Annotated in this window: 10 protein-coding genes; all 10 read right to left on the reverse strand. The window is 57.1% G+C overall.

Annotation, left to right across the window (positions count from 1 at the left end; genetic code table 11):
* Positions 1-157 precede the first annotated feature (157 nt).
* Positions 158-439: a tetratricopeptide repeat protein gene (locus tag H6G62_RS23380; RefSeq protein WP_190499696.1), complete on the reverse strand. Its 282-nt coding sequence runs from the start codon at positions 437-439 to the stop codon at positions 158-160.
* Positions 440-545: 106 nt separating this feature from the next.
* Positions 546-1,766 (reverse strand): DUF1822 family protein, encoded by a 1,221-nt coding sequence (locus H6G62_RS23385; protein WP_199325197.1) that lies wholly within the window; start codon positions 1,764-1,766, stop codon positions 546-548.
* Positions 1,763-3,109: a hypothetical protein gene (locus H6G62_RS23390; protein WP_190499698.1), complete on the reverse strand. Its 1,347-nt coding sequence runs from the start codon at positions 3,107-3,109 to the stop codon at positions 1,763-1,765. Before H6G62_RS23390 ends, H6G62_RS23385 begins: the two co-directional genes overlap by 4 nt.
* A 223-nt stretch (positions 3,110-3,332) precedes the next feature.
* On the reverse strand, positions 3,333-5,921 hold the full coding sequence (locus tag H6G62_RS23395; RefSeq protein WP_190499700.1) for a CHAT domain-containing protein: 2,589 nt from the start codon (positions 5,919-5,921) through the stop codon (positions 3,333-3,335).
* Between the two features lie 177 nt (positions 5,922-6,098).
* Entirely contained in the window at positions 6,099-6,692 is a 594-nt protein-coding gene (locus H6G62_RS23400; protein WP_190499702.1) for a hypothetical protein, read from the reverse strand.
* Between the two features lie 115 nt (positions 6,693-6,807).
* Positions 6,808-10,029, reverse strand: a complete 3,222-nt coding sequence (locus tag H6G62_RS23405) for a UvrD-helicase domain-containing protein (protein ID WP_190499703.1) — start codon at positions 10,027-10,029, stop codon at positions 6,808-6,810.
* Positions 10,016-12,889 carry a PD-(D/E)XK nuclease family protein gene (locus H6G62_RS23410; RefSeq protein WP_190499705.1) on the reverse strand — a complete coding sequence of 958 codons (2,874 nt, stop codon included), beginning with the start codon at positions 12,887-12,889 and terminating at the stop codon, positions 10,016-10,018. The genes H6G62_RS23405 and H6G62_RS23410 overlap by 14 nt, the downstream gene beginning before the upstream one ends.
* Before the next feature lie 285 nt (positions 12,890-13,174).
* A complete protein-coding gene (locus H6G62_RS23415; RefSeq protein WP_190499707.1) occupies positions 13,175-13,549 on the reverse strand; it encodes a 3'-5' exonuclease in 375 nt (124 codons plus the stop codon).
* Positions 13,550-13,789: 240 nt separating this feature from the next.
* A complete protein-coding gene (locus tag H6G62_RS23420; RefSeq protein WP_190499709.1) occupies positions 13,790-14,212 on the reverse strand; it encodes an EVE domain-containing protein in 423 nt (140 codons plus the stop codon).
* 353 nt (positions 14,213-14,565) lie between these two features.
* Complete coding sequence (locus tag H6G62_RS23425) at positions 14,566-14,856, reverse strand: hypothetical protein (protein WP_199325198.1); 291 nt, start codon at positions 14,854-14,856, stop codon at positions 14,566-14,568.
* Positions 14,857-15,171 lie beyond the last annotated feature (315 nt).

Consider the following 15,171-nt stretch of genomic DNA (forward strand, 5'->3'; position numbering starts at 1 on the left):
GAGCCAACTTTGATTCAATCCCATCCCAACTACCAGACCCTCCTGAACTACGGGGTTATCGCCGCATAGACTGGGATCACAGCCTCCTAAATCTGTCCGGAGTGTTGAAAGGCGGATATAGTTCATAAAAACTAAATTGCCCCAAATCGCAGCTTCGCTACTTTAGGGCCGGATAGTCGTAGCGTTGCAGCATTAGGATGGCCAGTTGGCAGCAGGTTTGCCCTAGGCCCAACCAATCTTGGGCGGCGCGAAAGGCGGGAATCGCTTTTTGGTAGCAGGCCAAAGCCTGGGGCCATTGTTCTAAGTGTAGGTAAAGAAGACCTTCGGTGCAGTGGGCTTGGGCCACCTGACGGGACGCGGCAGTCTGGGCATCGGCGAGATCGGCCACGATGAGGGCGACGGTGGCCACGGTGCAATGAAACGATAGCTGGATGCTCATGGAACAACGGTGGAATGGGGGACACCCTAACCTATTGCTGGCGATGAAGGACCTATTCACATTGGCTTCTTCACGTTCCCGCAGCCACAATCCAGACCAGATTCCCCTAGGCTTCCGGCTGAAAGGCGAAGGGGGGCCAGTTTAAGGTAGATCCATTGGGCATCTCGATAGTAACGGTAAACTGCTCGTCCCAGGTGCCGATCACTTGGGCATAGAGGTAGGACAGATCCGGGCCTGGAGTTTGGCTCACTAAAATTCCCCCAGCATCCCGCACTACTAGGCGGAGCTCGGGCGGCAACTGCTCTCCAGGCACTGGCCCCAGAAAAAAGATCAGCGACCATTCCGGCGGGGAGGAGTCAAACAGCGTCCAGGTGAGGGCGTAGAGTCGGAAGGGTAGACCCACTCGCTGGAGGTCGGTGTAGGCTCCTCTGGCGGTGCTGGGAATGGTGACACCCTGGGGGGCAAGCTGTCGCAAGACGGCCTCTAGCTGTTCGGCGGGGGTGCTGACGGACATCATGGCGTGGGCGGGGGCCAAGGGTGGCAGCAGGTTCCAGGCCAGCCCATCGGCCACGGTGTCGAGTTGGTCGCGCAGCCAGCGGCCCGCGTTGATCAGGCGATCCATTGGTTGGGTTGGGTCGGACTGGAATAGCTGTCCCGTTTGGGATAAGACAGATGGTGACGGAGCCGTCTGGGTCGGAGCTGTAGCGGGGCTGGGTGCCGCCAGTTGGTCAGGATTGAGGCAGGTTAGGTAGAGCAGGATGTCTTCGGGAGAACTCTCGAAGTAGGCCACGGGCACGATATAAGTGCCATCGGCTTTTTGGATGAGATCGCCCCGGTGCTGGTGGGCAAATAGGTGATCGCGCCGTAGCCCCGCCAGAATCGTGACTTGATCCGCCTCTTCATGGACTTCCGCCAGGATGTAGAGGTGGGCAAAGTGGGTGGCATCGTCCAGGCTGCTTTTGGGAATCGTCACCACGTCATCGCTGAGGCTCCCTTGGGCCACGATGGCCAGCCGAAAATCGTTGACCCTGTAGAGAGAAGCTGGGGTCGGGAGACCGTTGGGGTCGTAATGCAGCGGGAGATCACCAGCCCCAGATTCCAGCCACGCCTGTAGCCCCTGAACCGCCATCGCCCGCAGAAAGGTTGGCCACTGCTGCGCCTCGTTTGGGTCTTGCTGACAGGCCCGCACAGCCCAGTCGATGGCAGCGGTTGACAGCGTGACGGTGGTGGCGCGGCTGGGCTCAAACTCAAATTCAGCAGACTCAGCGATGGGGCTCATAGGACGAAGGGAAATGAAGGGATGGGCAGCGAAAGAGGGCAACATCATGACTCGGTACCCGGCATAAAGGAGTGAATGGTAGTGCAGAGTTGTTGGGCAAACAGGCTTTTGGCGGTGCGGCCCTTAGGTTGTTGGGCTTCGGCGGCGGCGGCGGCGATCAGGGTATCCACCTCTTCGGCCAGCAGGGCTTCTAGGGTTTGGTCGATGGCCTGCAAGCGGTCGGCGGAGACGTAGGCCATGGCCTGATGCTGCACGGTTTCGTAGAGCTGTGGTAGCAGCCGATGGCGCACCTCCGACCGCAGGCGCTTGAGGTTAAGCAAGCGGTTCACCTGCACCTGGGAGGTGAGGCCAATGTCGGCGGCGAACTTGCCCATGGGTAGCCCCTGGCAGTGGAACAGGTGCAGCCCTTGGACATAGGCCCGATCCTGGGGCGGCTTACGGCCTCGCAGCCGCTCCACATTGGCCTGGATGACGGCAGCCATTGCGCCCGCTAGCTCCTTCACCATGGCTTGGCGGTAGGCTTGCAAAAACTCGTCCTGGTCGTCGTCGCATGGATCGGGAGGCTGACTAGCATGATTGGTGGCCACCGTTTCCCAGTCGAGGCTCTCGCTTTGGTACACCGGGGCTGGCCCACCCCGCACATGGACGCGATATTGCCGCAGTTGCCCAGCCAGGTGGCGCAGTTGGGCCAGCACGTCTTTGGGCGACAGGTCGGGGTTAATGGCCCGCAGTTGCTCGGCGGTGGGGGTTTGGCAACGGCCCCGTTGTCCACTCAATCGCTGGGCAATCCGCGCCCGTTGGTAGACCTGTTGATAGCGCTCTAGCAGGATGGTGGCCTGGGTCACTTCGTACTCGCTGCACAGGTGGTACTGGCGCAGGATGCGCTGAAGTTGTCCGGGTTGGGTATCGTTCAAAATGGCCCAGTCGCTGGCGCGATACAGTCCTTTTTCCAAAAGCGCCTGGTTCAGGGCCGGGTGATGGCTGGTGCGCCGACTGGCCCAGGTGCTGAGGGCGGCTTTGGCCGAGTCGTAGGTGGTCAAAATCTCTAGGCTAAAGGGCGGCGAGGTGTCGGTTGTGCGCCCATCGTCGTCTAGCACTAGATAAAACAGGTCGGTGGCGGCAAAGCCATAGTCTCGCCCAAACCGCTGGGCCAGTCCCAGACACACCTGCTGAATTTGGTGGCTGATGAAGCACCGCAGGCTAAGCTGCGCCAGATCCGCCTCGGGGCCACCTGCTGCCCAGGCCAGAAAGATCATCTGCGACCAATCGGTATCGGGGGCGGGGGCGATGGCGTCCTGAAACCAGGCTTTGACCTGGGGGAGCACCTGCACCTGACACTGGCCTGAACTCGTCAGGCGCACCAGTTGCCAATAGCGGGAAGCAGTGTCCATGGGAGGCGGGGAGGTTCGAGTAAAGGATATCGGGCCAAGGGGCAAGGGGCAAGGGTTGATCCGTCCCCCAAGGTTAACTATGGCTGACCCCTGGGAACTTATTCAAATGACTGGAGATCGTCTTGGTCAGAAGCCAGCCTAGAAGCAGGGTAAAGAGACCTTGCCCCTACGGTTGGCCGCTAGGATCATTCGTCGCCGTGGGCCAAGCCAGCGGTGGCCACACCTAAAGGCCGTTGCCAATGAGAATAAACGGTGCCCAAAAGTAGGGGTGTGCCAAGGAGTCACCGGAGTCACTCACCTGTAGTGGTTGGCCCGTAGCGATCTCGATGAATTCCCCCGTGGCCCGTGCGCCCCCCACTGCCGAAAAATCGCCCGTAATTAGCGCCTGTTGCGCCGCCTGTAAGGCCTCGGCCTTGGTCATGCCCTGGCCCAGAGCATCATAAAACGCTCCCATCAAGACCTGGGTGCCTTGGTCGCTTACCTTCCACAGCGAGGCCAATACCCCCATGGCCCCAGCCTCCTGGATTTGATAGCCCAAACCCAAAATTTCCACACCGCTGCCCAGTTCCGCACTGCCCACCGCCGTTTCACAGGCGCTTAGCACCACCAGTTCCGCATTATCCAAGTCCCAGTTCCGGCGAATGTCCTCTAGGGTAATGTGCTCACCACTGCCCAGCACCACAAAGGATTGGCGCGGATCATTTTCTACCACCGCCCCATGGGTAGCCAGGTGAAAGATGCTGTAGCTGCCTAGACGATTCTCTAGCTCGGCGCGGCTAAAGCCTTGGTTCAGCAACACACGGGTATTGGGGATTTGCTCGGCCAAGGCGTTGACCTCGGTTTCGGTGTAGGGCAAGTCCTCAAAGGCAAAGGCCCGGTCGCCAACATTTACCGTAAAGCTGCACTCGGCACAGGCCGCCGCCAACAGTCGCCGCTGATCTGGATCGGGCACCTGGTTAAGGTTGGATAGTGAAACCGCCGTAATTTGACTGAGACTGAAGCGTTGGGCCAAATACTGGTCGCCATCGTGCAACGCCGCCAGGGGCACATAGCGCAGGGCACCATCTGGCGCATAGAGCAGCGATTCAATGCCTGCCTGCGCGAGGGCGTCCTCTAGGGGGGCCACCAGCCAACCATAGAGCTGCTGGGCCAGGGGTTGAATGTCGCTACGAGGATCTTTCAGTGCTTGGCCAAAGGCAACAATGGCGCGATTTAGCTCGGCCCCACCTACGGCGATGGGATAACGCAAGGGCGGGCCATCGGCGGTAACGAGGACGAGTTCGAGGCGATCGGGCAAAATCAGCGGATAGAGCAGGGCGGTCTTTTGGGGCAGGGCACGTAGGTTGTTTTGCAGGGCGCGGTGTTGGGTTTCGATGGCGAGGTTTTGGCCCTCGGTCTCCTGGCGAATTTTGGCCAGCAGTTGTCGCACTTCGGGCAAATCCAGAAAGGCTGTAAAGCGGCTTTGCACATCGGCGTTGCGCTGACGCAGATCTCGAAGGCGCTGCTGTTGTTCGGGGCTGAGGCTGTCATAGTCGGCGGCTTGCAGTTGGGTCAGTTCGTCGGCATCGGCAATGACTTGGTTGTAGAGAGCCAATAGGTCAGTTTCCATTTGCCAAAAGGCCACACCGCCGCTAGTGTCGCTGGTGCTGCGAACTCCCCGCAAGGCATCATCCAGTTCCTGAACCTTCAGCAAATCCAGCACCCGCTGGGCTTCGAGGATGCGGTTTTGTTGCAGCAGCAGGTCGGCCAAGAGACGGTAGTCGGCGGCGATGGTGTCGGTAAAAGATTGTTGCAGGGCGGAGTCGAGGCCGCGAATATCGCCCCGAATGGATTCGCGTACATCGACGCTGGCTTTAAGGAAGGTGATGGCGAGTTCCGTCTGACCCTGGATATTGAGCAGTCCGCCGAGATTGCCGAGCGTGGTACCCTCTTCGGCCCGACTACCGAGGTCACTGAAGATGGGGAGCGCTTGACTATAGAAATCGAGGGCGCGGTCGTACTGCTGTAGGTTGAGATAAGCAACGCCCAAATTTAGCAGGGCCGCTCCTTCTCCCCTACGATCACCAGTCTCACGGGCCATCGCCAGATGCTGTTCGGAGAAGGTGATTGACTGTCGAACATCCCCCAACCTGCCGTAAGTAATACCCAAATTCCCCAGGGCAATTCCCTCGCCCCGTCGATCACGTATCTCACGGGTAATCGCCAGGTGTTGATCATGGAAGGCAATCGCCTGTTGATAGTTGCCTAGGCTGTAGTAAGCAAGGCCCAAACTCCCCAGAGTAGTTCCCTCACCACGTCGATCACGCATCTCACGGGCGATCACCAGACTTTGCTCATAGAAGACGGTTGCCTGTCGATAGTCTCCCAGGCTGTAGTAAACATGACCCAAATGCCGCAGAGCTTGTCCTTCGCTACTGCGATCACGCATCTCACGAGCAATGGCTAAATCTTGCTCGTGGAAAGCAATCGCTTGCCGATAGTCCCCTAAACTGGCGTAAGCAAGGCCCAAATTCCCTAGGACACGCCCTTCAGCACTGCGATGGCGCATCTCTCGGATAATTCTCAGGTGTTGCTCGTGGAAGGAGATCGCCTGCCGATAGTCCCCTAAAATGTCGTAAGCAAGGCCCAAGTTTCCCAGGGTAGCCCCTTCGTTGCCGCGATCACCAATTAATCGATATATCGCTAATGCTTGTTCCCATGATCGCAGTGCCTCTCGAAACTGGCTACTGTTTAACTGCTCAATGCCCTGAGCAAACAGCCGATCCGCCTCGTCCCTGAGTTCGTCATAACTCTGGGCCATTGCGGCAGGCATCAGAACCCAGGGTTCTTGAAAGCACCCTGGGTTCTCAGCCAAGGGAATCAGCACAGTTGTAATTGCAACCAAACCCAACCATTTCAACCCAAAACGCATGGGGGCAATGCTCCTTTCTGGGAGTGACATCACTATATAGGTCTCGCCCTGGGCTACTTATTCAGTTTTTGGAAAAACCTAAAACTCCGACTCATCCAGTGGTTCCGTCTGGGCATTGCCATCTACCACCGGGTGCAGCGTCACCTCAAGGGTTGTCCAATACTCCGTATTACCCTCGCGCTTTACGGCAAACTCAACCGGCTCACTAAAGGCCGAAATCGCCATGCCGTAGCGAAACCGCTGTTCCTCAGCATCCCAATTCACGCCCGTGGCAAAGCGCAGGTCACAGGTGCAGGTGCCCAAATCATCCACCGTAAGCTGATCATTCGCCTGTACAGCCATAAACCGCAGAGTCTCCCCAGAGGCAGCATCCACCAGCTTAAAAACAGCATCTACAGGGTTGCCGTTTTTAACCGTAATTTGGCTATAGCCATTACCAATGGGGGGAGCCAGTTCCGTACCTGTGGGCAAAGAAACAGGCATGTGCAGGGCCGACAGCTTTTTCAAATCTCTGAGGGAGGGGGATAGGGAGCGATAACCCACCACCTGATGGGCAGAGGTTACCGCTGACAGCGTCGCCGCCAACCCACACAACCCAGCTACGGCAAAAATCCGCAGACGCAGGCTGGTGGGGCTGGTGGCCGATTTTAGGAGAGGGCGTTCAAACATCATGAAGTCTCCGGTAGGGGGCAAGCGACCAACGTGCGCTATGCCATCACCTATGACTCCACCCAACCAACTTATTCACATCAAAACGGCCCTGTGCGGATCATGATGTGCCCGCTCTTTAAGCTGGGCCGACCTCCCCTAACCGATGACTGTCGCAAACCTCGGTGTAGGGACAAATGCCACAACTGGCGGGAGATGGCTTAGGGTCAATCTTGCCTTGGACGAGGTCGTTAACCAGGGCGTGGGCCTGGGTTGTGAGGTCGTGAAGTGTCTGGGCATCAAAGGTATGGAGGTGATGGTGGCGTAGGTAGGCGAGGTGGGCGTTGGGTTTATCGAGAGCCTGACTGTAGGCCCAAAGCTGAAATTGGTGGTGCGCTGGGGCGATGGTTTGATCGGTCTTGAAATCGAGGACAAAATCTTCGCCCACTAAGTCCACTACGCCGTTGAGGGTGAGGTTGCCGACGGTGAGGGAAACGGGGTATTCCCAATGGGTGGCGCTGGCTCGATGGGTGACATAGACCGGGGACTGGCGGAAGCCTTGGGCCAGGGTGAGGGCTTCTTGCACCGTTGAGCGGTTGAGCCGAGGGGCATAGGTCGCTAACGTTTCTACCTGGTCAAGGCCCAACTCCAATGCCTTGTGGGTGAGCTTGCCGATTTCCATGCCCAGATTTGGCCCCCCATGCCCGCTGGTGTAGCCCGGATGTCCATCCACGTAGCGAAATTTGAACCGCAGAGGACACATAGCGTAGTCGCTGAGGGCGGTGACGGGCAATTCGGCAAAGCCTGATCGGCTGGGGTGGTGCATGGTGTGCCGGGGCCGGGGTGACAGGGGCGGATCGACGGGGGCCACGGGCTGGGCCAGATCTGGCGAGAAGGGGATGGGCGACGGATCAATCAGCCCCGCTAGACCGGGCTGCAAAATGTCGAGGCCACCGCCAGCGGGTTTGGCAGCGGTTAGGATGAGGCGATCCCTGGCCCGTGTGAGGGCGACGTAGAGCACCCGCTTATTTTCCTCGCGTTCGGCGGCTTTTTTGCGCTGCTCTAGCAGGGTGTAGAGGGCGGACTTGTGCCGTTCGCCGTCCTCGTCCTCTAGTTTGAGGGCAACCCCTAATTCAGGATCAAAGCGCACCAGGGGCGAGTCGGGGGGCGACTGGCGGGTGAGGTCAGGCACAATCACCACGGGCCATTCCAGCCCCTTGGAGGCGTGGATGGTCATCAGGCTAACGGCATTGCCTCCAGCCAGGGCGGGGCGGGGCACCTCCACTTGGGCGGCCTGCAAGCGCTGGAGGCGACGCACCACAGCCAGCACATCAAAGTTGCCCGATTCCAGAGAACGCACCAGTTCCCCAAACCCTTGCCAGTCGGCCAGTCGGCGGTCGGCACCGGGCAGGTTGGCGATGACGGCGGTATATCCAGTCAGGCGGTCGCACAGTTGCAGCAACCGGGTGGGTGCTTCGGTGCGGCGGGCGATCAGCAGTTCACCGAGGATGTCCCTGGCGCGGCTCAAGGCTGGATCGGTACTGGTTTTCAGATGCTTCCACCAGCCCGTTTTTTCTGGCAAGGTTTGGGCAAAGGTATAGAGCGTCGGATCGCTGAGGGCAAAGCAGGGGCTACGCAGCACCGCCGCCAGGGCCAAACTGTCCGTCGGGTCGGCCAAGAAGCGCAAAATTGCCCCGGCATCCTTGGCTTCGCGGGTATCGAGCAGGTTGCCGCCGCCAGCCTGCAAGATGGGAATATTGCGGGCGGCGATGGCATTGCCGTACAGTTCTAGCGGCCCCCAGGTGCGCGACAAAATGGCGATGTCCTGGGGCTGAATTTCCCGCAATTTTCCGCTGGGTTTGTCGTGGACGGGCCGCTTGGCCGCCAGCATTTCTTCTACTAGGTCGGCGATTTTCTGGGCTTCTACTCGGCGGCAGGCGTCGGTGTTGGTGTCGATGCGTTTATCGCCCTTGTACTCGTCATCTACGATTACGGTGTAAAGCTGAATTTCTGGAGTTGGCTCTAGGGCTTCCTGACGGTGGGCATCGAGGGGCTGGTGTAGGTCGGCCAGGACATGCTCAAACACCTGATTAAGCTGGGTAATCAACGCCTGATGGGTGCGAAAGCTGAGGTTGAGTTCAACGGGGTCATGATTAGGATGAATGCGTTGCTTCCAAGTCTGAAACACTTGCACATCCGCCCGTCGAAAGCCGTAGATAGACTGTTTAACATCGCCCACAATGGTAATCGTAGCCTGGGCGGTAAGGGTTTCCAGTAGTTGGCCCTGGATGGGGTTGGTATCTTGAAATTCGTCAATTAAAAATACCCGCCAGCGTTGGGCGTAGTAGTGCTGCACCGCTGGGTTGTCCAGGGCTTGTAGGGCGTGAACTTCTAGGTCGTTGAAGTCTAAAACCCGCTGCTGATATTTAGCTTGACGGAGAAAGTCGCGCACCCAAGCAAAGGCTCCCCGCAGGTTGGGCAACAGGGCATCGGTCTGGTCATCGTAAATGTTAGCTTCCAGCGTGATCAGACCCGTTTTGATCGCCTCGCGGGCTAGATCGCGTAGGGTGGAAATGGCGTTTTTGACCTCAGCCAAAGCCTCTTTGCCACCCCAATTCTTTTGGCTACCGACGTTAATTCTCAGGCCGTTGAGCTGCTCTAACGCCTGGTCAGCATAGCCCTCTTCAAATAGGGTAATGGCTCCTAAAGCGGCCACCCGTTGATCCTCTAGTTTGTCTCCAGGAGCGGTGTAGGATTGCAGGATATGTTTACTGCCTAGCCAGTCCGGGTTCGACAAAAATTCCTCTAGAGCCTGAAGTTGAATGCGCTCCACCCAGGGCAACCAGTCGTTACAGCCTTTTTCTAGGGCTTGGGCGGCGGTGAGGGGGTCGGCCAGCAAACTCCAGAGCACATCCCGCATGAGGGAGTAGGGAATGCCCATATAGAAGTGGCTGGGCAGTTGGGCCAGGGCATCGGCAAACACATCGGCCTGCCAAATGGGGCTTTCTAGCTCGTCCTGCACGACAAAATCCGGGGGCACGTTGGCAATGGCGGCCTGTTCTCGGCAAATGCGGGCGGCCAGGGCGTGGAAGGTGCTGATTTGGGCCGCTTCGAGTTCGGCTAACAAGTCGTGGCGATCTCCCATCGAGTCGGCAATGGTAGCGCGAATGCGGGATCGCAACTCAGCGGCGGCTTTTTCGGTAAAGGTGACAGCCACGATTTGCAAAGGCGAAAATCCCTGCTGCAAAAAGTATCGGTAGCGCTCGGAGAGCATGTGGGTTTTGCCCGTACCTGCCCCGGCGGTAACGGCCACACTTTCAGCACGATAGGCGGCCTGTCGTTGTTGATCAGTCAATCCCATGGGTCATCTCCTTACGGCTGAGGCGGTCGCCCTGGCGGCAGAGGGCATCAAAGTCGCAGTAGGTACAGGCTTTGCGTTCTGCGTCGGGCTGCACGGGATAATGGCCCGCCTCTAAATGGGCTTTGCAGCGCTCGATGGCGGCAGGGAGTTCCGGCTGGGGTGCTTTCGAGGGAAGGGCGATTTTCTGTCGGCCACGAATAGATAGTAGGCATCGGTTAGAATAGTAGTAGGCATCGGTGATAGTTTCGTCGGGAAATAGAGCTGGCCCAGCGGCCTCTCGATAGAGCGGCAGTTGCAGGTCTATCGAGGCTTTGCCGTTTTGGTCTTGGATGCCCGTGGGGCGGCTTTTCCCGGTTTTGTAGTCGATGAGGACAAAGCCCTCAGGGGTGCGGTCAATCCGGTCGATGCGCCCCCGGACTTTCAGGCCATGCCATTCTCCTTCAAAGTCTTGCTCTAGCAAAACGGGCATCGCTCCGGCGGGCAAAAAGCTGGGGTCTTGCAGGGCCAGGGCCAGGATACGTAGGTGCTCTTCTCGGCGCAGCCTCCAGGCAGGTAGGTTTGGGGGCAGGATCTCACGCTCGGCCTGGGAAAATGCGGCGTTTAGGGGGTCTGTAAAGAAGTCTGGATCGATCAAAGCCTGCTCTGAAGCGTCGCACCACTGGGCCAGCACCAGTTCCAGCGTCCGATGGTAAAGCTGGCCGATCTGGCTGGGGTTGAGGTCGTCGTCGGTCTCCTCCGGTGGCCCCAGCTTCAGCAATTTGTTGGCAAACCACTTGAACGGGCACTGCCCCAAATTCCGCAACTGCGACACGCTAAAGGGCCAGTCGGCCTCGTGGAAGGGAATCCCGATTACCCCGTCGTACTCGTTGGCAGGGTGATGGCTTTCGCGGCACTGCTCGACGGTATAGGCGTGGATAGCGGCTAGAAGCACCGGATCTTCGACCTCCAGGCTTTGAAGGCTATGGCGCAGAAGCGTGCGACGATGTTCTTCGGGGCTGGCGATGGTTGGGGCTGGGGGTTCACTGAGGTTTAAGCCAAATTGCTTTAGGTAAGGGCTGGGCAGCCGTTCCTTGCGGCCCTCTAACTCGGCGTAGGAAAAGACCACAGAGCCTGTCACCGTTTGCAGCAAAAAGTAGGTATCCAGCGCCTCCCGTCGGGCCAGCTCGGCGGCACTGGGCAACATCGCCCCCTGCTGGCGAAGCTGCTGCCGTTCAAAGAAATCCAGCAGCGGGTCGTTGCTAATGGGGGCGGGTAGGATGCCTTCGGCCATGCCCACGATAAAGAGATGAGCATACCTAGCCCCCACCACCGAGCGAGGGCTGTGCAGTTCCACCCCACCGCGACCGGGCTGGGCGGGTACGGTTAGGCTATCTAGCAAATCTCGCCATTCTTGGCGGAACTCACCCCAGCTTAAAATCTCCGTTTCAGGTTTAGCCAGTTCCCCGAGGGCACCGCTGACGGTATTAAACGCCAGACTCTCCCTGGCCCAACGGGCACAGCGGCGACGCAGATCAAAGTGGCCCAGACTCCTTTGCCACAGTTCCACCCAGGTATCGCGGCGGCGGGCTTGGTTGATCTGGCTAAGAAAGTCGAGGTCTAACTCAAGCTGCTCTTGGGCCAAGCTTTTCCAGGCGGTAAAGCCCTGGGGATGCTGACGGCGGGCAGTGGCCCAAAAGTCGCGATCTGGGTTGCTGGCGAGGGGATGGCTGAGCAGGCGGGCGGTTCCCTCAAAGGGAAATTTGGTATCGATCACCTCCACCAACAGGGCCAGCCAAGCCCCCAGACGAGTGGTGAGTAGCGGCGTTTGGTACAGCGCCCGCAGGGGGACGCCATATTCCCAGGCGATGGCGATGAGCTTAGGGCCATAGGCCACCTCATCCCTGGCGATGATGGCGATGTCGCGGGCAGAGGTGCCATTGTTGAGGAGAGTTTTGACCTGGGCCAACGTTCCCCGCACCTCCGCTTCCAAGGTGCTGTAGGCGTAGGCGATGGCAGGGGGCGGCGCAGTTTTGGATATCCCATTCCGAGAAGTCCCAGAGGTCTGTCCAGCCTTAGCGGCTCCACCGCCATCCCTGCTAGACCCCTGGGATCTGGTCTCACCGTCAGAAGTCTGGTCACTGGCTCCACAGAAAATCTGGCTGAGAGATTCCCCGATAGCCAAGATGCCAGGGGTCTGGGCAGCCGTGACGACGATGTTCTCATCCCCGCCAAAACCCTGGGATCTAGCCCCTACTTCTTCACCCACGACCTGCCAGCCTTGGGCCACCAGCCCATCCACAGCGACTTGGCTATCAGCAAAGAGGGGTGAATCGGCCAGGGGCAAAAATAGCACACTGTCCTCAGCGGCTAGGGCATTGATCCAAGCCAGTTCATCGGGGCGGGGCTGAACGTAGCCGTAGATCAGCACCTTTTGGGGAGACATTGGACTGTTAGCCGCGTGCCAGTACAGGTCTGCGCCATCGATCAGCCCTCGCTTACCCAAGGCTATTTGGTAGACCTTCGCCACCTCAAAAAGCTGGGCCGTTTGGCTTGAGGATGCCGTCACCCCTTCTAGATTGGGGCAGCTTTTTAGGAGTGCCCTCACCCCCGGCAACGAGGCTCTTGCAGTACCCAAACTATCGACAGACTGAGCTACGTCCTTCACCACCTGGTGAAATAGGCGTTGGGCTATCAGCTTGGGGGCGATGGTCTTCCCTCTAAGCTCAAGTGCTTTGCGAGCGAACCGATTCAAATTCTGAGGTTGTACCTGCAAAGCCCTTGCCGCCGGTCGTGACGGGGTAGCGATCTGATAGTCAGACTGTTCACCCCATGCCAGGACTGCGCCATAGCTATTGCTGGATGTCACGACAAATCTAGCCATACCCGTTTCTCCATCATTTTGTTGATCTGCGGTGGTCATCCAGCTCTCTGGGGGGAGGGTGTGACCGTCAGGAACTTAGAACTAAAATTCGTAAATATAGCAGCCATGGAAACATCTAAAATCCCTACCCCCTGCCATACAGGCTGTTTCAGCAGCCTTTAGTTTCCTCACCATTGAAACTTGAGCTAGTCTTCAACATATAAATTTTCTTCTCCTTCAGAGCATTCTTCTCTCATCAACACTAAACAAGGATTCTCTAGCCTTTGTTTGTTTGTTTGGGCCAAGTCATATCTTCATAGTACAAAGCCATCGAATTGGCTTAGCATTTCTACCAATTAGGACAGGAAGTTTATTGCCATCAAACCATTGGTAATCAAAGTCTGCATTGTGGGCCACGGTATAGGAAGCTTGAACAGCAATGGCTTTGAGTAGATGAAGCATTCCTTCTTCCATTTTATCTGGGAGATTCATCAATGCCTGGACTGGTATGTGGTTAATTGACTCAGCAGGATTGTCAGGGGCGTAAAGAAGAAATGATATTTGTGAAATCACAGTTTGAAGTTCACCAGAATACAAGATTGCCCAAATTTCAATCACGCTATCTTGCACTGGATCTACACCAGTTGTTTCTGTGTCAATGATGATGAGATTGAAGGCCATCTCTGCCTCGCCGCTATTCCAATAAATCTAGGTAACTACCTTTGCTACGTCACTTCCCCGAATAATGCGATAGGTCATGCTACTGGCAATAGCAATAGCAACCTGCTCAGCCGATTCCTTCTTAGCTTGGGCCAGCAATAATGAGCAGAGGCCCTTCAGTCGCCTCAATAGCTTCACGCTGATGCACATTGGCAGAAGTCGTGAATAGTGTAGGGGTAGGAGAAGTGACAACCATCGTAATTACCTTTTCAACTCATAGACCCGCTGCCACTCCGCCGCCGTCACCTTGAAGTTGGTGGCGTTGGGCTGGCGCAACACCGTCAACGACTTCAGTACCGGGTCTTGCTTCAGGTCACTGCGCAGCAGGGGCCGCTCCAGCAGCTTGTCCGTGAAGCGTAGGGTGGCATAGGGCTTTTCTCTCAGTCGCGACTTATCCAGCCAATAACCGATATCAGGCGGCTCCGGCATCGGCTTTTGGGTGTCGATGATCTCTGCAATGGCATAGACCCCGGCCTCTGGCCCCGCCATCCAAATCAGCACCCCATCACCGGGCTGCATCTCCTTGGCATAGCGCGTCACCAGCCAGGGCATTTGAGTGAAGTCTCGAATACCGTCCACGATGCGGTAATACTTGGGATTTCCTTGAAAGAGCCAGTAGGCCATGGGTGCAATCTTCCCAGAACATCCCCACAGCAAAACAAGGCACCAGAAATGCCTGAACACTTTTGGGCTAACGGACAACAACCAACGGGAGCGGCCAGATCACCCCTCTAGAGTACCCAACGGATTGACGGAATGCTACATTACAAAACTAAATATTCTGACCCCTGAAATTACTGTCATACCTAGGTTTCAGCCTTCCACTACTGAGAGCCAACCTACCCCACAACGGCATCATCTTCCAGGTCTTTGAGCGCCTGTTCCAGGGCCATCCTCATCACCACAGCCTTCTTGCATTTGAACTTGGTGGGCGTCTGGGAAAACGGAATGGAAGTGAACTAAGCACTCAAGTAGTCCTACTCGTTATCGAGTTTTTCAGGATTTTTCATGGATTTTTTCTGCTCTGAGGCCAATCGACGTTCGACCTTCTTGACATCCTCAGCCGGAGATAGAGACTCAGGCCGAATCCCCCGCTCTAGCAGAGTGTTTCGCACGGCCTGGTTATTGGTGACGTGCTCACGAGAGATAGCGCCTTCACTACTCAGATTATTCTCTCTGGTATTGAAGATGGTGATTTCGGTAGCAAAGTCTTTGGCTTTCAGAATGATGGTAGGGGCAAAGTCAGCGAGGGGGCAGGGTAATCGCATCTAATTTGGTATAAATTGTACTTGACAGAATACCAGGGATAGAAGTTTGGTAGTGCATTAATCTACGGGTCAGAGAAAAAACAGCCAAAAACAGCAATCTACTGCCGTAAGGTCTCTAGGGTCGCCTGATTATTCTCTAGCCTGCACGAAATAGGACTACCGAAGTTTGAGGATTCGTTGCCCTTGAGACAGCGGAAGAGTAGTGGCGGAGGGTTAATGGGAAAGCATTTCCCTCATCAAAGTGAAGCGACCCCATGGCCCAAGGCTTTGGTCAACAGGTGCTGAGTCCTCAGCAGGCCCGAGAGGCTAAGATTT

The sequence above is a fragment of the Phormidium sp. FACHB-1136 genome (assembly GCF_014697375.1).
GTDB lineage: Bacteria > Cyanobacteriota > Cyanobacteriia > Phormidesmidales > Phormidesmidaceae > Nodosilinea.